The organism is Nocardia sp. NPDC006044, from assembly GCF_042871115.1.
Classification (GTDB): Bacteria; Actinomycetota; Actinomycetes; order Mycobacteriales; family Mycobacteriaceae; genus Nocardia.
In genome coordinates this window covers 300,923-326,486 of record NZ_JBIAID010000002.1, presented here as the reverse complement: position 1 = coordinate 326,486, position 25,564 = coordinate 300,923, and the positions used below count along the sequence as shown (strand labels likewise).

The window sequence follows — 25,564 nt, the reverse complement described above, 5'->3', positions numbered from 1 at the left end:
CGTCCGGGCAATTCGCGGGGATGACGCCGGGATGTGCTGGTTATGCCGTCCGGAAGGTGGTCGCGTACTGGTCCACGTAGTGCCGGCCGGAGCGGGCGGCGAGTTCGCGCATCAGTTCGTCGGTGTTCGTCCGCGCGGCGTGATGCTGCTCGGCGGGCAGGTAGTAGCGCGGGGCGCCGAAGCTGATCCGGACCTTGCCGAAGCGGGGCAGCCGGGTGCCGCGCGGGTTGACGCGATCGGTGCCCGACAGCACGACCGGGATCACCGGGGCGCCGGTGGCCATCGCGACGCGCAGCGTGCCGGTGCGGCCGCGGTAGATCCGGCCGTCGGGCGAGCGGGTGCCCTCGGGGTGGATGGCCCACACGCCGCCCGCCTCGAGAATGCGGGTGGCGGCGGCGAGCGCGTCGGCCGCGGCGCTGCCGCCGGTCCGGTCGACCGGCACCTGTCCTGCCGCGGTGAAGAACCAGCGCTTGAACCGCCCGCGCAGTCCGGTCCCGGTGAAGTACTCCTGCTTGGCCAGGAACGCGGCCTGGCGCGGCAGCACCAGCGCGAGGTATAGCGAGTCGATCACGGCCAGGTGGTTGGCCGCGACGATCACCGGCCCGGTGCGCGGAACCTGATCCAGCCCTTCGACTTCGGGTCTACCCAGCACCCGCAGCACGGGGCCGAGAAACACGTACTTGAAGAGCCAGTACCACACGAAAACCTCCCGGGAAAAGAATGTGTAGACACTGTCTACCGCATTCCTGTAGACAGTGTCTACACCCGAGGTGAGGACCGGTGATGGTTGGCGTAGACAATGTCTGCATGGTCGAGAACGAGCCACTGCGAGAACGCCTGGTCGGCACAGGTGTGGACTTGCTCGAAGAGGTGGGCGCGGCGCAATTGGGACTTCGCGCCATCACCCGCGCCGCGGGTGTCTCACATGGGGCACCGCGCCGGCACTTCCCGACTCACCGAGCCCTGCTGGCAGCCATCGCGGCGCGCGGATTCGCCGACCTGATCGACCGGTTCGCCGCGGTCGACCCCGGCATCGGCCCACGAGATCGCCTGGTGCGCATGAGTGTCGCGTACGTCGAGTTCGCCGGCGAACGCCCGGAGATGTTCACCCTGATGTTCCGCCACGACCTCCTCGAAGGCTCCGGCGAGAACCTCCGTGCCACCACCCTGCCCCTGTTCGCCCGATTCGCGGCGCTGGTGACCGAGGCCGCCCTCCCCGGCACCGTCGACCCCGGGGAACGCGCAACCGCTCTGTGGACGAACCTCCACGGCATCGCCGCCCTCCAAGCGAACCGCAGCCTCCGCCTGGTCGCCCCCGCCGCCGACATCCCCGCGCTAGTCCACCGCGCCCTCGACCTCCACCTGGCCTGAACATCACGCACCCGACCCAACCCCTGAGGCAGGTCTTCAGCTTCCGGGCAGCAGGTCAGTTCCCGAAGATTTTGTGACGCAACCACAGCCAGATGACCACGCTGGAACTCGACGTCGCATCCTGACGTGCGCCTAAAGCCGGGTACGGCAGGCGACGTGCTCAGCACTACTTCTGTGAAAACCGGGGTAGGTCTTCAGTTTTCCTCGTCAGGTCGCGTTGGGACATGCCGAGGGTCTACCTGGCGAGTCAGGTACACCTGCTCCCAGAGATGATCGATAGTGCTGAGCGCGTCAGGTGGGGTCCCCGACCTACTTACGCAGTTGGTATGGGCAGCGCTCGGGTTCCAGCGTGGTCATCGGCTTGTGGTCCGGTTCAAAGAGGCTTGGGAACGAAGGGCGTCGTGTGCTCGGTTCGGTCACCGCGGTGGGTCGAGTGAGCGGTTCAGTCAGCGAAGAGGGCGAGCGTTGGTTCGGCCTTCGAGTGGGGGGTGAACGCTCGTCCCTGCTTCTCCAGTTGAGGCGGGTCCGCCCGCTCATCGAGCCGAGTCAAAAGGTCGTTTTCGTGTCGAGTCGAGTCAAAAGGTCGTTGTTGAAGATCAATTGGCGACCATTTGACTCGACTCGAATGGATGCTGTTGCCCTACAGGTTCGCGACGGCGGCGACGAAGCGGTCCAGTTGGTCGAAGGTTACGAAGCAGTGGGGGGAGGCGCGGACTACTGAGCGCAGGTCGCGGGTGGTCATGTCCAGGAGGGTGGAACTGGCGTGGCTTACGGTTACGGTGATGTCTTGGGCGGCGAGTCGGTCGCGGATCGCGATGCCGTCGAGGCCGTCGACGGTGAACGAGACGATGCCGCTGTGTCGGATGCCGATGTCGCGCACCGTGACTCCGGGAATCTCCGGTAGCGCTTTGCGCAGGTACTCGGCTCGGGCGGAGATGGCGGCGTAGACGTTCTCGGGGCCGAGGTCGAGCAGGTATCGCACGGCCGCGCCGAGGCCGAGGCGTCCGGCCACATCGCATTCCCAGAACTCGAAGCGGCTGGCGTCGGGGGCCAGGCGGTAGTCGTCCGCGCTGACCCAGGACGCGCTGTGCAGGTCGAGCCGGCCGGGCTCGATCGATTCCGCCAATTCCGGCCGGACGTAAAGGAATCCGGTGCCGCGCGGTCCGCGCAGCCACTTGCGGCCGGTGGCCGAGAGTGCGTCGATGTCCAATTCCGCCACGTCGATCGGCAGCTGCCCGGTCGACTGGCAGGCGTCGAGCAGCACCAGCGCGCCCACCGAATGGGCGATTCGGGTGGCCTCGGCGGCCGGATTGACCAGGCCGCCGTTGGTCGGCGCGTGCAGCACCGAGACCAGCTTGACCCGTTCGTCGACCAGCTTCGCCAGCGCGTCGAGATCGATCTGCCCGGTGTCGTCGCTGGGGATCCTTTCCACCGTCGCCCCGGTGGCGCGGGCGCGTTGCAGTGCCGCGATGGCGTTGCTCGCGTAGTCCGCCTCGGAGATCAGGATGCGGTCGCCCGCGGCCAGCGGGATCGAATAGAAGAAATCCGCCCAGGAACGAGTCGCACTGTCGCTCAACGCGATACTGGCCGGCGTCGCGTTGATCAGCGCGCCGATCGCGGTCTTCACCGCGGCCAGATCGTCGAGGCGTTCGTTCGCGGCGCGATAGCCACCGATCTCGGCCTCGCGGCGCAGATGGTCGATGGCGGTATCGAGCACGACCCGCGGCGGCAGCGAGGATCCGGCGCTGTCGAGGAAAACGGAACCGGACATACAACCCGGAGTGTCGGCGCGGACACGCTCTTCATCCAGCATGATTCCGACTCTAACGGGCATAGCCGGGCGGAGTCCGTCCGTCCTCGACCGGTCCCCAGTTCGGATTCTTGTCGATTTCTTGTCAGTCCCCATCGCTACTCTGGATGGATCGCCGCGAGCGGAACAGAGCACGACCGCGCGACGGTTATAGATCGACAGCGGACACGAAACCACAGCAACTCGGACGCACTACGGAGGTTGGCATGGCGGTCACGCTGGAATCAGAGCTGGTCAGTCCGGTTATCGACGACGGGGAGCTCGGCTCGCGAGCCGCCGCCGAGGCGTATATCGGGGGTGTCTGCTTCAAGCAGGGACCACCGACGCTGATCGGCGCCGAGCTCGAATGGCTCACCGTGCAGGGTGAGTGTCAGGCGTCAGGCCCCTCGGCCGCCCCGCGTCCGCAACTGACTGCTCTAGCGGATGCCCTCGGACCCTACGCACCACGGTCCATCGCCCCCGATTCGCCGGAACTGGCGTTACCAGGGGGCAGCCGGGTCACCATCGAACCCGGCGGTCAGATCGAACTATCCAGCGCACCATTCGCTGATGCCGCGCAGCTGAGTACCTCGCTCCGCGACGATGCCCGCCACTTGCGGGAACTTCTCGAATCTCGCTCCATCCGAACCGTTTCCGCCGCCGCCGACGCGGACCGCCGGCCCAAGCGGCTGCTCCAGTTGCCGCGCTATCGCGCCATGGAACAGACCTTCGCCGGCATCGGCCCGTTCGGCAAACTCATGATGTGCAACACCGCCGCGACCCAGGTCAGCGTAGACGCGGGGGCCGACCGCGCCGACATCGCCGCCCGCTGGACCGCGCTCTACGCCATCGGCCCGGCCCTGCTCGCCGCCTTCGCCTGCTCGCCCACCCTGCGGGGCGCTCCCGCGGGTGAGTGGGCCTCCCAGCGGATGCGGGCCTGGCTGCGGCTCGACAACGCCAGAACCCGGCCGCCGCTGATGGATTGGGCCGATCCGATTCTCGGCTACAGCCGGTGGGCGCTCGACGTGCCGCTGCTGTGCGTGCGAAGACCGGACGGCACCGGCCCGGGCGCGAACGGTCAGCGCGCGAACGGTCACGGTGCCGACACCGGCTGGTCGCCGCCGCCGGGGGCCACCTTCGCGGACTGGCTCACCGGCGCCCTGGACGACGAGGTCGGCCGCAGGCCCGACCGCAACGACCTCGACTATCACCTCACCACGCTGTTTCCGCCGGTGCGCGCGTCCGGGTACCTGGAGGTCCGCTACATCGACGCCCAGCCCGGCGACGGCTGGACCGTCCCGATCCACGTCTTGGACGCGCTCATGTCCAGCAGCCGGGTGGTGGCCCAGGCCATCGCCATCGCCGCGCCAGTGGCCGGGCACTGGCTCGACGCGGCCCGCTACGGGCTGGCCGATCCGAACATCCGCTCGGTGGCGGTCGAACTGCTCACCCTGGCCGCGGCCAATGCGTCCAGTACCGAGGCCGCACGCGAGATCGAAGCCGCCGTTGCGCGATGTCGCAGCGGCGATAGACCCGTGGCGGATTCCGCCGCGGCCGGCACCAGGACGGGCGGTCCTGGAGCGGATTCGTGAGCGCCGATCCGCGAGCGAACCGAGAACACGACGCCATCGCGGGCGCGTGCCGAGCGTGCTTGCACTGCCGATCCGGTCCGGCGCGCCGCGCCGACGCCGACAGGAACTAGCACCGGAGACCCATCATGACCATTCACTATCCGCCCGCCCCCGATAACGCGAGCACCGAACGACTACGCGAGCAGATCGCCGAGGTGCTCACCCGCGCCAGGCAGCGCACCCTCATCCTCACCGACTGCATCGACGAGGCCGAGCTGGTGGCGCAGCATTCGCGGCTGATGAGCCCGCTGGTGTGGGATCTCGCGCACATCGGCAATCAGGAAGAACTGTGGCTGGTTCGCGATGTCGGCGGCCGCGAGGCGGTGCGGGCCGACATCGACGAGCTGTACGACGCGTTCAAGCACGCCCGCTCGAACCGGCCCGCGCTGCCGTTGCTCGATCCGACCCAGGCCAGGGGTTACGTCGGCACGGTCCGGGACAAGGTCTGGGATGTGCTGGACCGCAGTGATTTACACGGTTCGCCGCTGATCGACGGCGGTTTCGCGTTCGGCATGATCGCCCAGCACGAGCAGCAGCACGACGAGACCATGCTGGCCACCCACCAATTGCGCAGCGGGCCCGCGGTGCTGACCGCGCCCGCGGTGCCGACCACGACCGCGCCGGTCACTGGCGAAGTCGTGATACCGGCCGGTGCGTTCACCATGGGCACGTCCACCGAACCGTGGGCGCTGGACAACGAGCGCCCCGCGCATCGAGTCGAGTTGCCCGGCTTCGCCATCGACGCGGCGCCGATCACCAACGAGCAGTACCTCGCGTTCCTCGACGATCGGGGCTACGACCGGCCCGAGCTGTGGTCCGAGCGCGGTTGGGCGCACCGGCAGGAGGCGGGCTTGGTCGCGCCGCAGTTCTGGGAGCGCGACTCGGCCGGGCAGTGGTGGCGTCGGGTCTTCGGCGTGCTGACCCCGTTGCGCCCGCATCAGCCGGTGGTGCACGTCTGCTGGTTCGAGGCCGAGGCGTACGCGAACTGGGCGGGCAAGCGGCTGCCCACCGAGGCCGAGTGGGAGAAGGCCGCGCGTCACGATCCGGCTACCGGCGGCGCGCGTCGATTCCCTTGGGGCGACACCGAACCCGACTCGACCACCGCGAATCTCGGCCAGCGCCATCTGGAACCGGCCGACGTCGGCGCCTATCCGGCGGGCGCGTCCCCGGCCGGTGTGCACCAGCTCATCGGCGACGTATGGGAGTGGACCGCATCGGGTTTCGATCCGTACCCCGGTTTCCACGCCTTCCCGTACCAGGAGTACTCCGAGGTCTTCTTCGGCGGCGACTACCGCGTCCTGCGCGGCGGCTCGTTCGGCACCGATCCGGTCGCCTGCCGCAGCACCTTCCGCAACTGGGATCACCCGATCCGCAGGCAGATCTTCTCCGGGTTCCGGCTCGCCCGCGATCTGCGGCCGGGGGAGGGCGAATGAGCCGACCGGCGGGAGGTGCGCGCTGATGTGCAGACATCTCGGTTATGTCGGACCGGCGGTCAGCGTCGGTGAGATACTCACCGGCGGAACGCATTCCCTGCGCACGCAAGCATGGGCTCCCCGGGATATGCGGGGTGGCGGCACGATCAACGCCGACGGATTCGGCGTCGCCTGGTGGCGGCCCGCCGAGCGCACGTCCGGCGCGCCGCCCGGCGATATTGCGGCGGGCAGCCGACTGCTTGCCAGCCGATACCGCAACCCCGCACCGATCTGGACCGACCCCGCGGTGGAAGAGGTGCTGCCGCAACTGCGTTCGACCGCGGTGCTGGCCTCGATCCGTTCCGCCACCGTCGGCATGCCGGTCGAGCGGGCCGCGTGCGCGCCGTTCACCAGCGCGCAGTGGGCATTCAGCCACAACGGCTCGGTGCCCGACTGGCGCACCGCCATCACCGCGGCGTCCTCCGACTTGGACAATGCCGCAACGCGATTCGGCGCGACCAGGCTCTTCGAGACGATCCAGCTACTCGAGGCCGAATCACCGACGGACGCCGCGACGCTCTGGGTGCTGCTACGGCAGCTGCTCGCGGCGGCGGCGCCGGACGGCTTCGTCGATTCGCCGGGGACCGCCCTCGGTCTGCTCGCCGCCGGCGTGCTGACACACGCGCCGGCGGCCCGGCTCAACTTCCTGCTCGGCGACGGCGAAACCCTCTGGGCCACCACGGTGCACCACGCCTTGTCGGCGCTGGTCACCGACACCGTCGCCGTGCTCGCCTCCGAACCCTATGACGACGACCCGAATTGGCAGTCGATCCCCGACCGCAGCCTGGTTATCGCTCGCCCAGGAAAGCTCACCATCGATCCGCTGCTCGACAGCACGAAAGGCGCCTCCCGATGACCGCACCGACGCTGGAGATCCACCTATCCGACGACGATCTCACCTCCGCTTTGCGCGCGGACGCCAGGCTCGGCCTGACCGCGGACCCGAAGTGGCTGCCGCCCAAGTGGTTCTACGACGCCCGCGGCAGTGAACTGTTCGAGCAGATCACCGAGCTTCCCGAGTACTACCCGACGCGCACCGAACGCGCCCTGCTGGAACGGGTGGTCGGTGAGATCGCCCGAGTCGCGCAGGCCGAGGTGCTCGTCGAACTCGGCGCGGGCTCGGCCGCCAAGACCAGGCTGCTGCTGTCCGCGCTGACCGCCGAGGGTCCGCTGAAGACCTATGTCCCGCAGGATGTCTCGTCCACGGCGCTGCGCGCGGCGGCCGACGAGATCGCGACCGAGTTCCCCGGCCTGGCCGTGCACGGCGTGGTCAGCGATTTCACCGACACCCTGCACAACCTGCCCGGGGGTGGCCGCCGGATGATCGCCTTCCTCGGCGGCACCATCGGCAACCTGGTGCCCGCCGAGCGGGCCGAGTTCCTGGCCGGCATCTACGAGGTGCTGGAACCGGGCGAGCAGCTGCTGCTCGGCGCGGGTCTGGTCATCGACCCGGCCGTGCTGGTCCCGGCCTACGACGACGCGGCCGGTGTCACCGCCGAGTTCAACCGGAATGTGCTGCACGTGTTGAACTCTCGCCTCGACGCGGACTTCGCGCCGGAGCAATTCGAGCACGTCGCGGTGTGGGACGCCGAGCACGAGTGGATCGAAATGCGCTTGGCGGCAACCGAAGACATGACCGTCCGGGTTCGCGAACTCGATCTCACCGTGCAGTTCGCGGCGGGCGAGCAGATGCGCACCGAGATCTCGGCCAAGTTCCGGGTCGACGGTTTCAGCGCGGAACTCGCCGCCGCCGGATTCAGCACCGAGCAGGTGTGGACCGACCCCGACGATCGCTTCGCGCTGTTCCTCGCGGCCCGCGACTAGGCGAGCAGTGGTGACCGGGTAGTCGCGCCGGTCACCACCGCCGCGAGCCAATCGACCAGGGGCCGCATCGTCTCCCAGGCGGTGCGGATCTCCTTGGCGGCCCGGGGTTTGTCCAGCCACGCGGGCGAGCCGAATTCCTTGTTGCAGACCAGGGCCTTGTGCCGGAGCAGGTCGATGCGTGGGTGGTCGGCGTCGTAACCCTTCGGCTTGGTCTTCAGCTTGTCGCCACCGATGGTGAAACCGGCCTTGGTCAACTTCGCCAGGATCTGCTCCAGCTCCGGCCCGCGCACATCGTGATCGATGGTGGAGCGCAGCTGGGCGATCTGCTCGGACGAGCCGCCGTAGAAACCGCCCGCGACGTAGAGCCCCGCCGCGCCGATCTGCACGTACCAGCCGGTGCTCGGCGCCACGGACACGTACGCGCCCTGGTGATCCTTGTACGGCGTCTTGTCCTTGGAGAAGCGGACGTCGCGATACGGCCGGAAGATCTTGGCCGCACCGAAATCCGGCTCCAGCTCGGCGGTGAGCGCGAGCATCGGCGCCTTCACCGCCGACTCGTATACATCCTTGTGCGCGGACCAGAACATCTTCGAATTGTCGACCTCGAGATCTTCGTAGAAGTCCAGTCCCGCCAGCGGAAACCCGCCGAACTTGGTCATGACTGTGCCTCGCTCATACAGAGCAATCTACGTTCTCAGGTCTCCGTTGAAGATAAGGAACCCCACCAGGAAGCCGATGATCATGGTGACGCCCGCGGTGATCGCCGCCCATTTGCCGAGCGGCTCACCCTTGTTGTGGCCGATGATGCCGAGCACGATGCCCGCGGGTCCGAACAGGATGGGGCAGAACAACACCGCGATCACCGCGCAGACGAAACCGATGATCGAGAACACCTGACTGCCGGACGAGTGCTGCGGCGTGGTGTACGGCTCGTAGGACTGCGGCGGGTACGCGCCGTAGCCGCCGGGCTGCGGACTCTGCTGCTCGCCGTAGCCACCGGCAGGCGGGTAGTTGTACATCCCGCCCTGCGGGTACTGCGGCACGCCACCGGCCTCCTGCGGTCGCTGCGCATCCCAGCCCTGCTGGCCGCCAGCCGAATCCGCTGTGTGACCGCTTCCCGGATAGGGCGGGGGAGAATGCTGTCCCTCCTCGTGCGAGTGCTCGATCGACGCGTCCAACGGTTGTAGACCGCTCGCCGGGTCGCCGCCCCAAGCAGGCTGAACCGGTTTCGAATCCGTGAACGGCTGCTCATCGGCGGGCTGATCGGCCCAAGCCGGCTGATCGGCCGGCGATCCGCCCTGGGGCGGCTGCCACTGGCCGACATGGCCGGTGCCGGTGTGCGACTGCCCGCTCGGGTCGGGTCCGCCCGGCTGCGTTTGCCCGCCCAACGGCCCGGCGGGCGCGTCGGTCGGCTGCCACCACTCACCGGCCGGCGGTGGTGGCGCGGTGTACGGCTCGCTCGAAGGTTCCGCCGCACCAACGCCTTTCGACAGCGAAGGCGACGCACCCGAGCCCGCCTCGGACGCACTCGGCGACGCGGACTCGGCGGGCTCCGGAGTACCGCCGGCCGGTTTCGGATCCTGTGGCGTGCTCATCGCGCCCTCCTCGGGTTGTCCGGTCGCCACTCCTGCGTGCCACCACCGCCACGGCCGTCCGCACTCGGCGGACGGACTGCGTCCGGCTTGTCCGTTATGCGTACCACGATGGTCGGGCTGTCATAGCCGATTGCGCTAGGTGGCGCAGCCGGTAATCGGCGGGGAGGTCAGAGCGAGGTGTCGTCGACGATCTCCACGGCGGCCACCTCGGCCGGCCGCTCGTCGTCCTCGTCCCGCTCTCGGCGCTGCTCGCGCGGCGTCGACTCCTGCGCGAGCTCCTCCGTTATGCCCAACCTGCCGTCGTCGTCGTTCTCGCGGTAGCGAATGCGCAGGTCGTCCGGCGGATCCTCGATATTGCGCAGATAGGCGCGGATCTCGTCGTTCTGGTCGTCGTCTCCCATATCGATGTCGAGCGGTTCACGGTCCATACCTCCCAGTATCCCCAGGCATCGCCATAACTAACGGACCCCGCGCAAAAGAAAGCCGCCCGGACTGAAGTCCGAGCGGCTTCTATACGTATGTTCTGATTTCGTGAGCACATGGGTAACTCACCGGGCACGAGCTAGCGTCCCCACCATGTCACCGCCGGCCGCCAACGCGACTGCCGTGGCACCTAGGTCCGGCCTGAATTCTCGAAGAGGCGGTCAAGCGTTGCCGTTGAACAGGCCGGTGACCGAGCCGTTCTCGAAGACCTCGCGGATGGTGCGGGCCAGCAGCGGCGCGATGGACAGCACCGTCAGCTGCGGGAACTTCTTCTCTTCGGTGATCGGCAGCGTATTGGTGACCACGACCTCCTTGGCGCCGCAGGCGGCCAGGCGCTCCGCGGCCGGGTCGCTCAGCACGCCGTGCGTCGCGGCGATGACCACGTCACCGGCGCCGGCATCCTTGAGCACCTTGACCGCGCCGGCGATGGTGCCACCGGTGTCGATCATGTCGTCGATCAGGATGCAGGTGCGGCCCTCGACGTCGCCGACCACGCGGTTCGCCTTGATCTGGTTGGGCACCAGCGGGTCCCGGGTCTTGTGGATGAACGCCAGCGGCGAGCCGCCCAGCGAGTCCGCCCACTTCTCGGCCACGCGCACGCGGCCGGAGTCGGGGGAGACCACGGTGATGTGGTCGAGGGTGTAGTTGGTGCGGATGTACTCGGCGAGCTGCAACTGCGCGTGCATGTGATCGACCGGGCCGTCGAAGAAGCCCTGGATCTGATCGGTGTGCAGGTCGACGGTGATGATCCGGTCCGCGCCCGCGGTCTTGAGCAGGTCGGCGACCAGGCGAGCGGAGATCGGCTCGCGGCCACGGTGCTTCTTGTCCTGGCGGGCGTACGGGTAGAACGGCAGCACGGCGGTGATCCGCTTGGCCGAACCGCGCTTGAGCGCGTCGATCATGATGAGCTGTTCCATCAGCCACTGGTTCAGCGGCGCGGGGAAGCTCTGCAGCACGAACGCGTCGGAGCCGCGCACGGACTCCTCGAACCGGACGAAGATCTCGCCGTTGGCGAAGTCGCGTGCGGTCTGCGGCGTGACGTGGACGTCGAGTTCCTTGGCGACCTGTTCGGCCAGCTCAGGATGAGCGCGTCCCGAGAAGAGCATCAGGTTCTTCTGGTTATCGATCCATGACGCGGTCACTGCTGTTTGCCATCCTTTTGCTCGTGTGCCTGACCGGAGTCTTCTTTGGCGGCGTTGGCTTCTGCCGCCGCGCGCGCCGCGGCCGTTCCAGGACGGTGGCGTTGCACCCAGCCCTCGATGTTCTTCTGCGGCCCGCCGGAAATCGCGAGTGCCCCGGGCGGAACGCTTCTGCGCAGTACAGTACCTGCCGCCGTATACGCGCCGTCACCCACCGTTACCGGTGCGACAAACATCGTGTCGCTTCCCGTTCGCACATGCGACCCGACAGTGGTGTGATGCTTGGTCACTCCGTCGTAGTTCACGAAAACACTCGAAGCGCCGATGTTGCTGTGCTCCCCGATGGTGGCGTCGCCGACGTAGGTCAGGTGCGGCACCTTGGAGTGCGCGCCGATCGAGGCGTTCTTGGTTTCGACGAAGGCGCCGAGCTTGCCGGAATTGCCGACCACGGTCCCGGGTCGTAGGTAACTGAACGGGCCGATGGTCGCGCCGGGACCGATCATCGCGCCCTCACCGTGCGTACGGACGACCCGGGCGCCGTCGCCGACGACCACGTCGGTCAGCGTGCTGTCCGGCCCGATCTCGGCGTCCTCGCCGATCACGGTGTCGCCGAGCAGTTGCACACCGGGGCGCAAAATCGCGTCCCTGCTGATCCGCACGCTGGCGTCCACCCAGGTGGAGGCCGGATCGATGATGGTGACACCGGCCCGCATGTGCCGTTCCAGGATGTAGCGGTTGAGCCTGGCGGTGGCGCCGGCCAGCTGGACCCGGTCGTTCACGCCGGTGACCTTGGCCGCGTCGACCAGGCGGGCGCCGTGCACCGGATGCCCGGCCTCGCGGGCCAGCCGCAGCACGTCGGTCAGATACAGCTCGTGCTGGGCGTTGGCGGTGGACAACCGGCTGATCATGGTGCGCAGCACGTTCACGTCGAACGCGTAGACACCCGAGTTGACCTCGGTGATCGCGGACTGGGCCGGGGTGGCGTCGGCGTGCTCGACGATCTCGAACACCCGGCCGTCGGCATCGCGGACAATGCGGCCGTAGCCGTTCGGGTCGTCCGGCACGAAGGTCAGCACCGTCACCGCGGACCGCTCGGCGTAGGAGCGGTGCTCGTCGAGCAGCGCGGACAGCGTGTGGCCGTCGAGCAGCGGCACGTCGGCGGAGGTGACGAGCAGGTCGCCGGTGAAACCCACGGGCAGCGCGGCCAAGGCGCACTGGACGGCGTGCCCGGTGCCGAGCTGTTCTTCCTGGACCGCCGAGGTGATCTCACGGCCGAGGTCGGTACCCACCGCCTCGACTGCGGCGCCGACCTGCTCGCGGTCGTGCCCGACCACGGTGATCAGATATGCGGGGTCGATCTCGTTCGCCGCATGCAGCGCGTGTGCGAGCATGCTCCGACCGGCCAGCGAATGCAGCACTTTGGGGGTCTTCGACCGCATTCGCGTCCCGGCACCGGCTGCGAGAACGACGACGGCGGTCTGCTGTGGCATGGATCTCCCTCGGCTGCCTGTCATCATGCTGCTGGGCTCTGCTCATCGTGCTGGGGTGTCTGCTGTGCTGGGCGCAGATGTGCGGGCCAACGATAGGTCATCGTGCTGCCGAGCTCCGCCGCCAGGACTCGAACCTGAACTATCTGAACCAAAATCAGAGGTGCTGCCATTACACCACGGCGGATTGTCACATCGGCGGATCGGGAACACCCGCCGCTGTGCCACGGCACGGGAAAGATCCTCGCATACACCCACGCCTCTCCGCGATTCTTGCCGGTAGTTGGAGCGTTTGGCCCGCCCAACCGGGAGCGGATCGAAGGCGCGCCCGGGGTTGACGGGGCAATCTCGCGCGCTGTCTGGAACAGTTAAGGCACTGGACGGTCGGGTGACGAAGGGAGGCGGGAGCGATGTCGGTTAGTGAACCGCCCAAAGTGTCGCGTCCGCGGATGACCGGTACCCAGCGGCGACAGCAGCTCATCGAGATCGGTCGCGCGCTGTTCGCCGAGCGCGGCTACGACGCCACCTCGATCGAGGAGATCGCGCAGCGGGCCCAGGTCTCCAAACCTGTGGTGTACGAACACTTCGGCGGTAAAGAAGGGCTGTACGCGGTCGTCGTCGATCGCGAGATGTCCATGCTGCTGGACATGATCGTGTCCTCGCTGACCCAGAACCGATCGCGGGTCCGGCTCGAACAGGTCGCGCTCGCGCTGCTCACCTACATCGAGGAGCGCACCGACGGGTTCCGCATCCTGGTGCGCGATCAGCCGGCCGGTAATGCCGAGGGCCGCTATTCCAGCCTGCTCAACGAGGCCGTGAACCAGGTCGCGCACATCCTCGCCGGGGATTTCGAGCGGCGCGGTTTCGACACCAGCCTGGCCACGCTCTACGCCCAGGCCTTGGTCGGCCAGGTCGCCACCGCCGCCACCTGGTGGCTGGACGAACGCAAACCGTCGAAAGAGGTTGTCGCCGTGCACTTGGTGAATCTGTGCTGGAACGGGTTGAGCCATCTGGAGGCCGACCCGCATCTCAGCTCGGAGTGGCGCGCCGGTATCGAGGAGTGACTCGGGTTGTTAACCAGCGAATTGCGAAGCGGGTCCGGTCGAATGCTCGAATTGACTGCCGAGGGCCCGCCTGGTGGTACGGTTCACCCATCCTTTGGGTGCTGTTCGGGCGGTAAGTCGGTCTACTTCGTGATGTCGGTCTACTTCAGGATGGCTGGTTTTTAGGATGACAGGCGGATCTGATGGCTAGGCAAGCGCGCGCGGAGATCACCCGCGACTCCGTTCTTGCGGGCGCTGCCGATGTCTTTCTGCGCTTGGGTTACGCGAACGCGAGTCTGAGCGAGATCATCGCGCAGTCCAATGTGACCAAGGGCGCCTTGTACTTTCACTTCGGCTCGAAGGAAGAGCTGGCGCGTGCGGTGGTCGACCAGGGCAACGAGCGGCTGGTCAGCTCGTGTCAGGGTTTCTTCGATCCCCGGGTGCCCGCGCTCGAGGCGTGCATCGGCATCACCTATGTGGTCGCGGACCTATCGATGAACGATCCTATGGTCGGCGCGATGCTCAAGCTGACCCATCAGATCGGCGACTATCGCGGCGCGCAGGGCGACAACATCGCCAAGACGTGGGGCGACACCTATCGCGTGCTCTCCGAAAGGGCTATCGCCCAAGGCGATTTGCAGCCCGAGCTCGATGCCGAGGTGATCGGCATGCTGCTGCAGGAGATGACCGCGGGCGTGCACATCATCGCGGTCGGCACCGAGTCGATCGATCAGATGGCCACCCGGATGGAACGCGTCTGGTACTTCCTGCTTCCGTCGATCGTCCCCGCCGAGAAGCTCGCCTACTTCCGCGAGTTCGCAGCTCGGCGCCTGCGTCGCTACGTGCCGTAGTCGTTTCTCGGTTGCCGTTCGGAACTACTGATTTCGTCCGAACATGGGTAACTCGCCGGGGACGGGCTGACACAGCGGCCGACTTGCCGCCGGTCGCCAACGTCGCTGGTGTAGCACCTAGGTCTGGCCTGAATTCGCGGGGAGGCGGGCAGCTAGACTTTTGCCGGTTGCTCGAAATACCCGGCTTGAGCTCAGGAGTTGTGATGCCGACCCATCGTCCACCGCTTGCGGGACTCGCGTCGGTCGCCGGTGCCGATGCCGCCCTGCGGACCGTCGCCGAGATGGTCGGTAAGTCCTCGGTCGAGCTGGTCGGTCCGTCCGGCGTGCGGCCGTTCGTGGCCGCGACGATCGAGGCGAAACGGCCGCTGGTCGTGGTCACCGCGACCGGTCGCGAGGCGGACGATCTGACCGTCGAGCTCGAGGAGATGCTCGGGCCGTCGGTGGCGCAGTTCCCGTCCTGGGAGACCCTGCCGCACGAGCGGTTGTCGCCCGGTGCGGACACCGTCGGGCGCCGGCTCGAGGTGCTGCGCAGGCTGGCCCATCCGGAAGACCCGGCGTTCCCCGCGCCGTTGCGGGTGGTGGTGACCACGGTGCGCTCGCTGATGCAGCCGATGGCGGGCAGCCTCGGCGACATCGAGCCGATCGTGCTGCGCGTCGGCGCCGAATTCGACTTCGACGAACTGCTCACGCGCCTGGTCGAATTCGCCTACAGCCGGGTCGACATGGTCGGTAAACGCGGTGAGTTCGCGGTGCGCGGCGGCATCCTCGACCTGTTCCCGCCGACCGCCGATCATCCGGTGCGCGTGGAGTTCTGGGGCGACGAGGTCAGCGAGCTGCGCCCGTTCGCCGTCGCCGACCAGCGGTCGCTGGCCGAGGTGTCGGTGGATGTCGTTGTCGCGCCGCCCTGCCGGGAACTGCTGCTCACCACCGACGTGCGCGAGCGCGCGGCCGAGGTCGCCGCGGCCAACGCGGCCGACGCCGCCCTGGTCGAGATGCTGGAGAAGCTGGCCAATGGAGTTCCGGTGGACGGCATGGAGGCGCTGCTGCCGGTGCTGAAGCCGGGCGAACTGCGGCTGCTCACCGAGGTGCTGCCCGAGGGCACCCATCTGCTGCTGTGCGATCCGGAGAAGATCCGCACCCGCGCCGCCGATCTGGTGCGCACCGGCGAGGAGTTCCTGGAGGCGTCGTGGACCGCGGCGTCCTTCGGCGCCCACGCGCCGCTCGGCGCCCACGGCCTGGACCTGGCGGCCTCCGGTTATCAGTCGCTCCCGGATGTGCACGCCAGCGCGGACGAGCGCGGCCTGCCCTGGTGGACGCTGAGCCCGCTCACCGCGGGTACCCCCGCCGAGGTGGTGCTGCCGGTGCTGGCCGGGCCGACCGCCCGCGGCTCCGACGAACTCGTCGCGACCATCTTCGCCTCGCTGCGCGCGCACGTGGCGACCGGCGGCCGCGCCGTGGTCGTGGTCGCGGGACACGGTACGGCGCAACGCATTCTGGAACGGCTCGCCGACGCGGATGTGCCCGCGGCAGTGCTGGAGCCCGGCGCCGAACCGGGCAACGGCGTGGTCGGCGTGCTGTGCGGGTCGCTGCACGACGGCCTGGTGTTCGACGACGCCGGGCTCGTCGTCGTCGCCGAGTCCGACCTCACCGGCAACCGGATGACCGCGCCCGGCGACGGCAAGCGACTGCCCGCCAAGCGGCGCAACCAGGTCGACCCGCTGGCCTTGAACGCCGGCGACATGGTGGTGCACGACCAGCACGGCATCGGCCGGTTCATCGAGATGATCGAACGCACCGTCGGCGGTGCGCGCCGCGAGTACCTCGTCATCGAATACGCGCCGGGCAAGCGCGGCCAGCCGGGTGACCGGTTGTTCGTGCCGATGGAGTCGCTGGATCAGCTGTCCCGCTACGTCGGCGGCGAGCTGCCCAGCCTGTCCAAGCTCGGCGGGTCCGACTGGGCGAACACGAAACGCAAGGCGCGCAAGGCGGTTCGGGAGATCGCCGGTGAGCTGGTGCAGCTGTACGCCGCGCGCCAGGCCGCGCCGGGGCACGCGTTCGGCCCGGACACCCCGTGGCAGCAGGAGATGGAGGACGCGTTCGCGTTCACCGAGACCGTCGATCAGATGACCGCCATCGCCGAGGTCAAGGCGGACATGGAGAAGCCGGTCCCGATGGACCGGGTGGTGTGTGGCGACGTCGGCTACGGCAAGACCGAGATCGCCGTGCGCGCCGCGTTCAAGGCCGTGCAGGACGGTAAGCAGGTCGTCGTGCTGGTGCCGACAACCCTGCTGGCGCAACAACATCTGCAGACGTTCACCGAGCGGGTGGCCGGCTTCCCGATCAACGTGAAGGGCCTGTCCCGGTTCACCGATCCCGCCGACGCCCGCGCCGTCATGGCGGGCATGGCCGACGGCACCGTCGACATCGTGGTCGGCACGCACCGGTTGCTGCAGACCGGCGTGCGCTGGAAGGACCTCGGACTGGTCGTGGTCGACGAGGAGCAGCGCTTCGGCGTCGAACACAAGGAACACATCAAGGCGCTGCGCACGCACGTGGACGTGCTGACCATGTCCGCCACGCCGATCCCGCGCACCCTGGAGATGAGCCTGGCCGGCATCCGCGAGATGTCCACCATCCTCACCCCGCCGGAGGAGCGGCACCCGGTACTCACCTACGTCGGCGCCTACAACGACAAGCAGGTCACCGCCGCGATCCGGCGCGAGCTGCTGCGCGACGGCCAGGTGTTCTACGTGCACAACCGGGTGTCCTCGATCGACAAGGCGGCCAAGCGGATTCGCGACCTGGTACCCGAGGCCAGGGTGGCGGTCGCGCACGGGCAGATGAACGAGGACGCGCTCGAGTCCACCGTGGCGGGCTTCTGGGAGCGCGAGTTCGACGTGCTCGTCTGCACCACGATCATCGAGACCGGCCTGGACATCTCCAACGCGAACACCCTGCTGGTGGAACGCGCCGACACCCTCGGGCTTTCGCAGCTGCACCAGTTGCGTGGCCGGGTGGGCCGCAGCCGTGAACGCGGATACGCCTACTTCCTGTACCCGCCGGAGAAGCCGCTCACCGAGACCGCCTACGACCGCCTCGCCACCATCGCGCAGAACTCCGATCTCGGCGCGGGCATGGCGGTCGCGATGAAGGACCTCGAGATCCGCGGCGCCGGCAACGTGCTCGGCGCCGAACAGTCCGGGCACGTCGCGGGCGTCGGCTTCGACCTCTACGTCCGACTGGTCGGCGAGGCCGTCGAGGCGTACCGGGCGGCCGCCGACGGCAGGCCGATCACCACCGAGGAACCCAAGGAGATGCGCATCGACCTGCCCGTCGACGCGCACATCCCGCCCGACTACATCGGCAGCGACCGGCTACGGCTGGAGGCATACCGCAAACTCGCCTCCGCCCAGGACGATTCGACGCTCGCCTCGGTCGTCGAGGAACTCGTCGACCGTTACGGTCCGCTGCCGGTCGAGGTCGGCCGACTGGTCTCGGTCGCGAAGCTGCGGCTGCTGGCCCGCGAGTACGAGGTTACCGAGATCACGGTCACCGGAACCACGCTCAAGATCTCGCCGCTGCACCTGCCCGACTCGAAGCAGATGCGGCTCAAACGGATCTACCCCAGTGCCGGCTATCGCGCGGCCAGCGGCGTGATCTCGCTGCCGCTGCCCCGCGTCGAGGACAGCGTCGGCGCCGAGCGGGTCCGCGACGTGGTGCTGCTGCAGTTCGTCGCCGATCTGCTCCTCGCCCTGGACGGAAAGGCCCAGGGCGCAGTGGATCTCACCACCGCGACCGAGGTCTCGGCGGCCCGATGACCGCCGATCGCGACGAGGCCGTTCTGCGCGCGGCCCGGCATGCTGCCGCCAGCGGGACGCCCTCGGATACCGCCGTGGTGGCCGCGGGCCTGACCGGCGCGGTCGAGGTCATGGATCGCCTCTGGAATTTCGGCGGCTGGGAGGTGACCCAAACCCACGACTCGCTGCGTCCCTACCTGCTCGAGGAAACCTACGAACTGCTCGACGCCATCCAGCACGACGACGCCGAGACCATCAAGGAAGAACTGGGTGACCTGCTGCTCCAGGTCCTCTTCCACTCCAGGATCGCCCAGGCCGCAGGCGAATTCACGGTGAACGACGTGGCCGCCGCCCTGGTGGCCAAACTCGTCAACCGCAGCCCCTATCTGCGCGACACCCGGTTCGCCGCCGATACCACCCTAGAAGAGAAGATCGCCGCTCAGGAAAGCGCCTGGGAAGAACGCAAATCGGCCGAGAAATCCCGCCGGTCCTGCCTGGACGGCATCGCCATGGCCCAACCCGCGCTGGCCCTCGCCGAGAAGGTCCGCGACCGCAGCACCAAGGCCGGCCTCCCCGACGACCTCGTACCCACCGACCTGCGCGTCGTCCACCTCGGCCGCCCCGACAGCGCCGAGGAACGCCTCCGCAAGGCCACCCTCACCTTCGCCACCGCCATCCGCGCCACCGAGGATGCCGCGGAAGCCGATCGCGGGAAACGACTTCCGCTGGCCGGCGACGACTGGCGCAAGTACTGGGTTCACTGAGACGAGACCGGCGGCGTGTCCACGATCTCGGTGAGCGTGCCGGGTTCGGCCTTGTCGACGTAGAGGACGCCGTTGAGATGGTCGGTCTCGTGCTGCGCGATGCGGGCAGGCCAGCCGCTGAACTCGGCGAGCCGGGAGATGCCACCGAGATCGGTGTAGCGCAGCGTGACGTCGGCGTGGCGGCGGACGATCGCGTGATACCCGGTGACGCTCAGGCAGCCCTCGGGGAAGTCTGCGGTGCGCAGTGACGAGGGCGTGTAGGTCGGATTGAGGACCGCCAGGAATTCCTGCGGATGCCGTTCGCGGGTGATGGCGATCTCCTCGCTGACCGGGAACAGATCCTCGATCACGGCCAGTTGCACGGGGAGGCCGATCTGCGGCGCGGCCAACCCGACGCCGGGCGCCGCGTGCATCGTTCGCCGCATCAACTCGACCAAGGCCGACAGCGTTTCGTCGTCGAGCTGACCGTCGTACTCCTGGGCGACCGACCGCAGCACCGGATCGCCGGACTGGACGATCGGCGCGACCCCATCGCCGTGTCGATCCAGCAACTGCTCGACCTGCCCTCGCAGACTCGACGCGTCCGCACCTTCAGCTGCTGTTGCCATGGCCCTTCCCTCACTTCTCCCGACGCCGCGACGACTGACCCGGCAGTTGATCGTGATGCTAGCCCGATCCACCACACTCATCCGCTACCGGACTCGGCTCCGGCCGAGCAATCCGCCGTACCGTCGGCGTCCGGTGAATCGCCGTAATCGGTTCCTTCGCAGTTGATTCGGGTGGCGGCGAGCCGTTCCTCCGGCACCGCAGGCTCAATTCGCCGCCGACCGGGACCTCGATGGGGTGCCACTTGTAGTTCGCAGCCATGTCCCGTTCGCGGCGTTTCCGCCGGCGTAGCGTTTGGTGGGTAGGGCGGCAGTGGGCCTGGATCGGGAGGTTGCGATGTTGAGTGTGTTTTCTTCGCCGGGGCACTACGTGCAGGGGCGGGAGGCGACGGCGCAGCTCGGGGCCGAGATGACTCGGCTGGGGATCGAGGGGCCGGTCACGATCGTGGCGGGGCGCAGCGCGCGGCGGTTGCTGGCGCAGGTGTGGGAACGGTCGCTGACGGACGCGAAAATCGCTTATTCCGTGCATCTTTCGAATGGGGAGTGCACGCGGGCGGAGATCGCCAGGATCACCGCCGGGGTGCGGGACAGCGGCAGCACCGTGGTGTTGGGTGCGGGTGGCGGGAAGGTGCTGGATTCGGCTCGGGTGGTGGCCGACGATCTCGGGTTGCCGATGATCAGCTGTCCGACCACGGCGTCGAGCGATGCGCCGTGCAGTGCGCTGTCGGTGATCTACACCGACGCGGGCGAAGTGGAGACCTCGCAGTTGCTGCGCCGCAATCCGGCGCTGGTGCTCGTGGACACCTCGGTGATCGTGCAGGCGCCGGCCCGGCTGCTCGCCTCCGGTATGGGGGACGCGCTCGCGACCTGGTTCGAGGCGCGGACCTGTTCGGCGGCGCAGGTGCGCAATCTGCGTGGCGGCGCGTCCACCCGCAGCGCCACCGCCCTGGCCGAGCTCTGCTACAACACGCTGCTCGCGGATGGTTCGCAGGCCCTGGCCGCGGTGCGGGAGCACGCGATCACCCCGGCGCTCGAGCGGATCGTCGAGGCCAACACGTTGCTGTCCGGGCTCGGCTTCGAATCCTCGGGCCTGGCCGCCGCCCACGCCGTGCACAACGGGCTGACCGCCGCGCCGCAGACGCACGCGTTCCTGCACGGCGAAAAGGTCGCCTTCGGCGTCCTCACCCAGCTGGTCCTGGAAGGCGCGCCGTCGTCGGAGATCGATACGGTCCTCGACTTCTGCCTCACGGTCGGCCTGCCCACCACCCTCACCGGGGTCGGTCTCGCGGACGTAGACGACAGCACCCTGTCCGCGATAGCCACCCGCGCCACCGCCCCGAACGAGTCGATCCACAACGAACCCTTCACCGTCGACGCCGCGATGGTCATCGACGCCCTCCGCGCCGCCGACGCCCTCGGCCGCGCCCGTTAGCCCGACGCCCGCTTCGGCTATGAACCGTGTCACTAACGAACCGTGGGGCCGGTTAACGTCCGAGCACCTCCGGGGGATTTCGACATAGAAACCTCACCTTCTCGCAAGCATGTCGTCACCGTCCGTCGGGAAACCTGTCAGTAGTCCTTCGCTATTCTGGCGGTGGAATCCGAAGCCAATGGCGGGCAAACCGCCGGGGAGGACGTTCGGTCCGGTGCACATCAGCAGAGTCGCGGAGCACCCGCGACCGGATCATGTGTTGTTCCACTTCAGCGACACCCATGTCATCGCCGGCGACGGCGAACTATACGGTGACGTCGACGCGGACCAGCGATTACGTCAGTTACTCGAGCAGGCCGCGGCCAGTCGGATCCAGCCGACCGCGATCGTGTTCACCGGCGATCTCACCGACAAGGGTGAGCCCGCGGCGTACGACAAGCTCAAGGCGCTGATCGAGCCGTTCGCGCGGAGTTTGCCGGCGCCCATCGTGTGGGTCGCGGGAAACCACGACGACCGCAGTCTCCTGCGCCGCAAGCTACTCGGCGAGCGGGCCTCCACCGCCCCGCTCGACCACGTGCATCTGATCGACGGCCTGCGCATCATCGCGCTGGACACCTCGGTCCCCGGCCACCATTACGGCGAGATCTCCGACGAACAGCTGGACTGGCTGCGCGCGGTGCTGTCCGAGCCCGCCCCGTTCGGCACCATCCTGGCCATGCACCATCCGCCCGTGCCGTGCGTGCTCGACCTCGCGGTCACCGTCGAGCTGCGCGACCAGCGCAGGCTGGCCGACGTGCTCGACGGCAGCGACGTCCGCGCCATCCTGGCCGGTCACCTGCACTTCTCCACCAACGCCACCTTCGCGGGCATCCCGGTCTCGGTGGCCTCGGCGACCTGCTACAGCCAGGATCTCGGCGTCGAGCAGGGCGCCCAGCGCGGCCGCGACGGCGCGCAGGCGTTCAACTACGTGCACATCTACCCGGACACCGTGGTGCACTCGGTGGTGCCGATCGACCGCGGCCCGACGGTCGGCAAGCCGGCCACCGCGGCCGAGGCCGCCGAGACGCTCGCGGCGGAGGGCATCGTCATCCCGCCCGCCGCGCGCATCCCGCATGTCATGCGGCGCCGGGCGACGACTCCGGAATCGGACGACGAGACGGTGCGCTAACCCGCTCCCACGGCGCCGGGTCCGGGAAGTAGCGCGACAGGAACGCCGAAACCGCAAGCACGCGTTCGGTTTCGGAGATCTCCGGGAAACTTCCGTCGTTCAGGCAGAAGAAGTCGACGTTGCGTTTCCGCGCGATCCCGTCCAGCAGCGCGAGTCCCTTGTGGCTCGTCGTGTCCACATAACGCACCTTCGCCGTCTCCTGCGGCACCGCCCGTCCGGTCAGCATCGCGTAGTAGTGATACAGCGAGTTGGTGACCGAGATATCGGTGGCCGAACGGAACCGGCTGGCCCTGGTCCGCGCGAAGTCGGCCGCGAACTCCTCTTCCATCTCCAGTAACACGCTGCGGCGCAAGGGAACCGGCGTGTGCTCGAGGTGCCGCGAGATGAGGTGCCCGAACCGCTCGGCGAGCAGTTCCCGGTTCACCCGGGCGGCGTTCTCGAATCCGCTGCGCCGCTCGTTGTTGCGGCCCGGCCCGATCCTGGTGTCCGCCTCGATGAATCGGCTGATTCCGGCCGAGGTGAAGAACATCGACGGGCGCACCGGCCGCGCGAAAAACATGTCGTCGTTGGAGTACAGGAAGTGCTCGCTGAGCCCCTCGATGTGCTGCAACTGGCATTCCACCGCGTGGGAATTGAAGGTCGGCAGCCCGCTGGTATCCGAAAAGTGGTCCAGCGCACGGACAATGGTCACCCGAGGATGATCGGCGAGCCAGGCGGGTACGGCCGAGTCGGTGGCGATGAAGATCCGCCGGATCCACGGCGCGTTCTTGTCCACCGACCGCAGTGCGTATTTCAGCTCGTCGATCTGCCGGATGCGCGCGTCCGCGTCGTCACCCTCGCCGACCACGACCTGGGCGAGCATGCCCGCGCGCCGGGCCCGGAACTCCGGGTCCGAGCCGTCCACCCAGGAGAACACCAGGTCGATGTCGAAGTTCACATCGGTCGGTTGCGGCGCGAACATGTCCACCAGGGTCGGCCAGGCCCGGTCGAACAGCAGGACCTGTGTGTGTTCGACATCGGCGAGGTCGAACACGGTGCGGGTCAACGCGTTCGGGCGCGGGCACTCGACCGTGTCGCCGTGGTACTGCCACAGTTCCAGGTCCACCCGGTGGGCCGGGTCGCTGTCGCGCCCGATCCGGAAGACGTTGTGCTGCACCTCCGCACACGCGAAGCCGGCGGCCGTGGCGCCGGCCATGACCCGGCCCACCATCAGGTGGTGCGCCGCGTCCGCGGCGAGCACCAGCCGGTGCCCGCGGTCGCGCACCAGCAGGAACGGCACCTCGGCCGCCGCGAGCTCGGAGCGCAGATACCCCAAATCCTCGATCATCGAGGTCGATACGACCAGGTTGCCCGCCATCGGGCGGGTCACCATCTCTACCGGGTTCACTGCCCCCATGTCCATCATCAGCTTGTTCTCCACATTCGTTCGTGCTCCGTTGGGGCCAACTGCCGAGGCACCGCGCCGGAGCCGAGCGGCCGCACCGCCGACCTGAGGTCGGCCGTGCACTGCCGCGCCCGGCGCGGTCGGATTCAGAAGTGGGGCACGATGCCGTAGCGCAGGAACGAATTGATCACGCGGTATGTAGACGACAGGTAAACCATTCGTTTTCACCTCACTCACGGCAGAACGCACAAGCGTCAAATGATGGGTGTGCTGCATCCGTGCGCGCGGGCGAGACGACCGAGCGTGCGCACGGGAGACAGCACGCTGGGCCGGACAATCATCGGCCGGCGAAGAGAAGATGTCCCAGACAACAATGGGGACTGTACGAATGATGCATCGACGGTGACATTTCGTCAATCGGGACACTCCGTCTCACCCGCTGCCGTTTCACTGCCTCTGCGCCCGCTCGCGCGCCCCGAAATCCCGCCCTGCCTGGTTACGGCCTCGAGCGGGTCGATGTGGGCGGCCGCCGCGCAGCTCAGCCGGTCTGTCGCGGTGACCGGCATCATGTCCGGGCGGGCGAGGGGTGGCAACGAACGAGCCAATTAATTAGGCTAGCCTCACCAACCTTTAGCGAAGGGAGTGCACCGCCGTGCGCGTCGTCATTCTGTTCGGATCCGAGATGGGCACGGCCGAGACCGTCGCGGACAGCGTCGCCGACGCCCTCTCGGCGCACGACGTGTCGGTCTACGACCTGGGCGACTACGCCGTCGACGACCTCGACGTGCGCGACTTCCACGTCATCGTGTGCTCGACCTACGGTGACGGCGAGCTGCCGACCAACGCGGAGCCGTTCTTCGACGAACTCGCCGCGGCCGCCCCCGATCTGACCGGGTTGCGGTTCGCCGTGTTCGGCATGGGCGACAGCGTCTACGGCGACACCTTCAATCGCGGCGGCGAGATCGCGGCCGAGCGGCTCGTCGAGTGCGGCGCGATCCAGGTCGGCGAGCACGGCCGGCACGACGCGTCGACCGAAATCCGGGCAAAGGAGATGGCTCGCGACTGGGCGGTGACGCTGCCCCTCCGCGCATTCGCCCCGGCCTGATAGTCGGCTGAGAGCAGTCCGGACATAGGGTGCAGCGCCAGCGGACAAGTGGCCCAGCACTTTAGACTGCTAGGCAAGCGCGGCACAGCCCGTCGCGCTCGACGATCCATGAGGTGACGAAGATGGTAGCCGGAGCGAGCCACGTGCAACGTCAAGACCACTCGACAGATCACGACGATCACCCCGAGCTGGACGTGCTCCCGGAATGGCCGCAGGAAACGATCGCGGTGCTGGTCACCACCGACCCCGGGCCGCATGCCATCCCGGTGTCCTGGCCGGTGCGGGCCGGCGATCGGCGCATCCTGCTCAGTCTCAAGTTCGATCGTGGGTCGCTGGCCAGGCTGCGCGAGCGCCCGCAGGTGGCACTGCTGATTCTCGGCGGCGGCAACGTCGCGCTGTGCGCGCGGGGGACGGCGCACGTCATCGCGGAAGAGATGCCGGACGCCGCCGACTACGTGGCCGTGCGGATCGACGTCGAGGCGATCGATGACCATCGGCAGTCGGCGTTCCAGGTGGCCGACGGCATCCAGCGCACCGTGCTCGACCCGGCCGAACTGCACGCGCTGGAGGGCCGGGTGCGCACCCTGCGTACCTGGTCAAAAGACCAAAACTGAACCTGCGCAA

The 25,564-nt window shown here is 68.1% G+C and carries 22 protein-coding genes and 1 tRNA gene; 13 read left to right on the top strand and 10 right to left on the bottom strand.

Going from position 1 to position 25,564, the window contains the following annotated elements:
- Positions 1-40 precede the first annotated feature (40 nt).
- Positions 41-700, bottom strand: a complete 660-nt coding sequence (locus tag ACFYO1_RS19145; protein ID WP_387232468.1) for a lysophospholipid acyltransferase family protein — start codon at positions 698-700, stop codon at positions 41-43.
- 107 nt (positions 701-807) lie between these two features.
- On the opposite strand from ACFYO1_RS19145, the gene ACFYO1_RS19140 reads away from it, so the two are divergent.
- Positions 808-1,371, top strand: a complete 564-nt coding sequence (locus ACFYO1_RS19140) for a TetR/AcrR family transcriptional regulator (RefSeq protein ID WP_387232466.1) — start codon at positions 808-810, stop codon at positions 1,369-1,371.
- Positions 1,372-2,011: 640 nt separating this feature from the next.
- Here the strand turns inward: ACFYO1_RS19140 and ACFYO1_RS19135 are convergent.
- On the bottom strand, positions 2,012-3,184 hold the full coding sequence (locus ACFYO1_RS19135) for an aminotransferase class V-fold PLP-dependent enzyme (RefSeq protein ID WP_387232465.1): 1,173 nt from the start codon (positions 3,182-3,184) through the stop codon (positions 2,012-2,014).
- A 203-nt stretch (positions 3,185-3,387) separates the two neighbouring features.
- Between ACFYO1_RS19135 and egtA the strand changes: the two genes are divergently transcribed.
- The 4 genes from egtA (at position 3,388) to egtD (ending at position 8,087) form a co-directional block, all read left to right on the top strand.
- Complete coding sequence (gene egtA / locus ACFYO1_RS19130; protein ID WP_387232463.1) at positions 3,388-4,752, top strand: ergothioneine biosynthesis glutamate--cysteine ligase EgtA; 1,365 nt, start codon at positions 3,388-3,390, stop codon at positions 4,750-4,752.
- Positions 4,753-4,877: 125 nt separating this feature from the next.
- Positions 4,878-6,224 carry an ergothioneine biosynthesis protein EgtB gene (gene egtB / locus ACFYO1_RS19125; RefSeq protein ID WP_387232461.1) on the top strand — a complete coding sequence of 449 codons (1,347 nt, stop codon included), beginning with the start codon at positions 4,878-4,880 and terminating at the stop codon, positions 6,222-6,224.
- Positions 6,225-6,249: 25 nt separating this feature from the next.
- Positions 6,250-7,119, top strand: a complete 870-nt coding sequence (gene egtC / locus ACFYO1_RS19120; RefSeq protein ID WP_387232459.1) for an ergothioneine biosynthesis protein EgtC — start codon at positions 6,250-6,252, stop codon at positions 7,117-7,119.
- Positions 7,116-8,087: an L-histidine N(alpha)-methyltransferase gene (gene egtD / locus ACFYO1_RS19115; RefSeq protein ID WP_387232457.1), complete on the top strand. Its 972-nt coding sequence runs from the start codon at positions 7,116-7,118 to the stop codon at positions 8,085-8,087. The genes egtC and egtD overlap by 4 nt, the downstream gene beginning before the upstream one ends.
- Here egtD and ACFYO1_RS19110 read toward each other — a convergent pair.
- The 6 genes from ACFYO1_RS19110 to ACFYO1_RS19085 form a co-directional block, all read right to left on the bottom strand.
- Positions 8,084-8,746, bottom strand: coding sequence for a DUF2461 domain-containing protein (locus ACFYO1_RS19110; protein WP_387232455.1), 663 nt, complete (start codon positions 8,744-8,746; stop codon positions 8,084-8,086). The two genes, egtD and ACFYO1_RS19110, sit on opposite strands and share 4 nt — an antisense overlap.
- Before the next feature lie 27 nt (positions 8,747-8,773).
- On the bottom strand, positions 8,774-9,682 hold the full coding sequence (locus ACFYO1_RS19105) for a hypothetical protein (RefSeq protein ID WP_387232453.1): 909 nt from the start codon (positions 9,680-9,682) through the stop codon (positions 8,774-8,776).
- A gap of 167 nt (positions 9,683-9,849) precedes the next feature.
- Complete coding sequence (locus ACFYO1_RS19100; RefSeq protein WP_387232452.1) at positions 9,850-10,110, bottom strand: hypothetical protein; 261 nt, start codon at positions 10,108-10,110, stop codon at positions 9,850-9,852.
- Positions 10,111-10,326: 216 nt separating this feature from the next.
- Complete coding sequence (locus ACFYO1_RS19095) at positions 10,327-11,307, bottom strand: ribose-phosphate diphosphokinase (RefSeq protein ID WP_107659278.1); 981 nt, start codon at positions 11,305-11,307, stop codon at positions 10,327-10,329.
- Positions 11,304-12,794: a bifunctional UDP-N-acetylglucosamine diphosphorylase/glucosamine-1-phosphate N-acetyltransferase GlmU gene (gene glmU, locus ACFYO1_RS19090; RefSeq protein ID WP_387232450.1), complete on the bottom strand. Its 1,491-nt coding sequence runs from the start codon at positions 12,792-12,794 to the stop codon at positions 11,304-11,306. Before glmU ends, ACFYO1_RS19095 begins: the two co-directional genes overlap by 4 nt.
- A gap of 113 nt (positions 12,795-12,907) precedes the next feature.
- Positions 12,908-12,978, bottom strand: a tRNA-Gln gene (locus tag ACFYO1_RS19085).
- Positions 12,979-13,240: 262 nt separating this feature from the next.
- Between ACFYO1_RS19085 and ACFYO1_RS19080 the strand changes: the two genes are divergently transcribed.
- The 4 genes from ACFYO1_RS19080 (at position 13,241) to ACFYO1_RS19065 (ending at position 19,246) form a co-directional block, all read left to right on the top strand.
- A complete protein-coding gene (locus ACFYO1_RS19080) occupies positions 13,241-13,855 on the top strand; it encodes a TetR/AcrR family transcriptional regulator (RefSeq protein WP_051187212.1) in 615 nt (204 codons plus the stop codon).
- A 182-nt stretch (positions 13,856-14,037) separates the two neighbouring features.
- A complete protein-coding gene (locus ACFYO1_RS19075) occupies positions 14,038-14,685 on the top strand; it encodes a TetR/AcrR family transcriptional regulator (protein WP_014988187.1) in 648 nt (215 codons plus the stop codon).
- A 203-nt stretch (positions 14,686-14,888) separates the two neighbouring features.
- Positions 14,889-18,503 (top strand): transcription-repair coupling factor, encoded by a 3,615-nt coding sequence (gene mfd / locus ACFYO1_RS19070; RefSeq protein WP_387232447.1) that lies wholly within the window; start codon positions 14,889-14,891, stop codon positions 18,501-18,503.
- Positions 18,504-18,613: 110 nt separating this feature from the next.
- Positions 18,614-19,246, top strand: coding sequence for a MazG family protein (locus ACFYO1_RS19065; RefSeq protein ID WP_387235224.1), 633 nt, complete (start codon positions 18,614-18,616; stop codon positions 19,244-19,246).
- Here the strand turns inward: ACFYO1_RS19065 and ACFYO1_RS19060 are convergent.
- Complete coding sequence (locus tag ACFYO1_RS19060) at positions 19,240-19,854, bottom strand: peptide deformylase (RefSeq protein ID WP_387232446.1); 615 nt, start codon at positions 19,852-19,854, stop codon at positions 19,240-19,242. The genes ACFYO1_RS19065 and ACFYO1_RS19060 overlap by 7 nt on opposite strands.
- A 334-nt stretch (positions 19,855-20,188) precedes the next feature.
- Between ACFYO1_RS19060 and ACFYO1_RS19055 the strand changes: the two genes are divergently transcribed.
- Both ACFYO1_RS19055 and ACFYO1_RS19050 read left to right on the top strand, forming a co-directional pair.
- Complete coding sequence (locus ACFYO1_RS19055; RefSeq protein WP_387232444.1) at positions 20,189-21,283, top strand: glycerol dehydrogenase; 1,095 nt, start codon at positions 20,189-20,191, stop codon at positions 21,281-21,283.
- Between the two features lie 214 nt (positions 21,284-21,497).
- Positions 21,498-22,451 (top strand): phosphodiesterase, encoded by a 954-nt coding sequence (locus tag ACFYO1_RS19050; protein WP_387232442.1) that lies wholly within the window; start codon positions 21,498-21,500, stop codon positions 22,449-22,451.
- Here the strand turns inward: ACFYO1_RS19050 and ACFYO1_RS19045 are convergent.
- Entirely contained in the window at positions 22,399-23,856 is a 1,458-nt protein-coding gene (locus ACFYO1_RS19045) for a stealth family protein (protein ID WP_387235221.1), read from the bottom strand. The genes ACFYO1_RS19050 and ACFYO1_RS19045 overlap by 53 nt on opposite strands.
- Positions 23,857-24,487: 631 nt before the next feature.
- On the opposite strand from ACFYO1_RS19045, the gene ACFYO1_RS19040 reads away from it, so the two are divergent.
- Both ACFYO1_RS19040 and ACFYO1_RS19035 read left to right on the top strand, forming a co-directional pair.
- Complete coding sequence (locus tag ACFYO1_RS19040; RefSeq protein WP_387232440.1) at positions 24,488-24,940, top strand: flavodoxin domain-containing protein; 453 nt, start codon at positions 24,488-24,490, stop codon at positions 24,938-24,940.
- Positions 24,941-25,062: 122 nt separating this feature from the next.
- On the top strand, positions 25,063-25,554 hold the full coding sequence (locus ACFYO1_RS19035; RefSeq protein ID WP_387235218.1) for a pyridoxamine 5'-phosphate oxidase family protein: 492 nt from the start codon (positions 25,063-25,065) through the stop codon (positions 25,552-25,554).
- The last annotated feature ends 10 nt before the right edge of the window (positions 25,555-25,564 follow it).

What these genes read in the sequence shown, in the direction of transcription:
- ACFYO1_RS19140 (WP_387232466.1), top strand. Translation starts at nt 808, where the DNA reads ATGGTCGAGAACGAGCCACTGCGAGAACGCCTGGTCGGCACAGGTGTG.
- ACFYO1_RS19135 (WP_387232465.1), bottom strand. Translation starts at nt 3,184, where the DNA reads ATGCTGGATGAAGAGCGTGTCCGCGCCGACACTCCGGGTTGTATGTCC.
- egtA (WP_387232463.1), top strand. Translation starts at nt 3,388, where the DNA reads ATGGCGGTCACGCTGGAATCAGAGCTGGTCAGTCCGGTTATCGACGAC.
- egtB (WP_387232461.1), top strand. Translation starts at nt 4,878, where the DNA reads ATGACCATTCACTATCCGCCCGCCCCCGATAACGCGAGCACCGAACGA.
- egtC (WP_387232459.1), top strand. Translation starts at nt 6,250, where the DNA reads ATGTGCAGACATCTCGGTTATGTCGGACCGGCGGTCAGCGTCGGTGAG.
- egtD (WP_387232457.1), top strand. Translation starts at nt 7,116, where the DNA reads ATGACCGCACCGACGCTGGAGATCCACCTATCCGACGACGATCTCACC.
- ACFYO1_RS19110 (WP_387232455.1), bottom strand. Translation starts at nt 8,746, where the DNA reads ATGACCAAGTTCGGCGGGTTTCCGCTGGCGGGACTGGACTTCTACGAA.
- ACFYO1_RS19105 (WP_387232453.1), bottom strand. Translation starts at nt 9,682, where the DNA reads ATGAGCACGCCACAGGATCCGAAACCGGCCGGCGGTACTCCGGAGCCC.
- ACFYO1_RS19100 (WP_387232452.1), bottom strand. Translation starts at nt 10,110, where the DNA reads ATGGACCGTGAACCGCTCGACATCGATATGGGAGACGACGACCAGAAC.
- glmU (WP_387232450.1), bottom strand. Translation starts at nt 12,794, where the DNA reads ATGCCACAGCAGACCGCCGTCGTCGTTCTCGCAGCCGGTGCCGGGACG.
- ACFYO1_RS19080 (WP_051187212.1), top strand. Translation starts at nt 13,241, where the DNA reads ATGACCGGTACCCAGCGGCGACAGCAGCTCATCGAGATCGGTCGCGCG.
- ACFYO1_RS19075 (WP_014988187.1), top strand. Translation starts at nt 14,038, where the DNA reads ATGGCTAGGCAAGCGCGCGCGGAGATCACCCGCGACTCCGTTCTTGCG.
- mfd (WP_387232447.1), top strand. Translation starts at nt 14,889, where the DNA reads ATGCCGACCCATCGTCCACCGCTTGCGGGACTCGCGTCGGTCGCCGGT.
- ACFYO1_RS19065 (WP_387235224.1), top strand. Translation starts at nt 18,614, where the DNA reads ATGGATCGCCTCTGGAATTTCGGCGGCTGGGAGGTGACCCAAACCCAC.
- ACFYO1_RS19060 (WP_387232446.1), bottom strand. Translation starts at nt 19,854, where the DNA reads ATGGCAACAGCAGCTGAAGGTGCGGACGCGTCGAGTCTGCGAGGGCAG.
- ACFYO1_RS19055 (WP_387232444.1), top strand. Translation starts at nt 20,189, where the DNA reads ATGTTGAGTGTGTTTTCTTCGCCGGGGCACTACGTGCAGGGGCGGGAG.
- ACFYO1_RS19045 (WP_387235221.1), bottom strand. Translation starts at nt 23,856, where the DNA reads ATGATGGACATGGGGGCAGTGAACCCGGTAGAGATGGTGACCCGCCCG.
- ACFYO1_RS19035 (WP_387235218.1), top strand. Translation starts at nt 25,063, where the DNA reads ATGGTAGCCGGAGCGAGCCACGTGCAACGTCAAGACCACTCGACAGAT.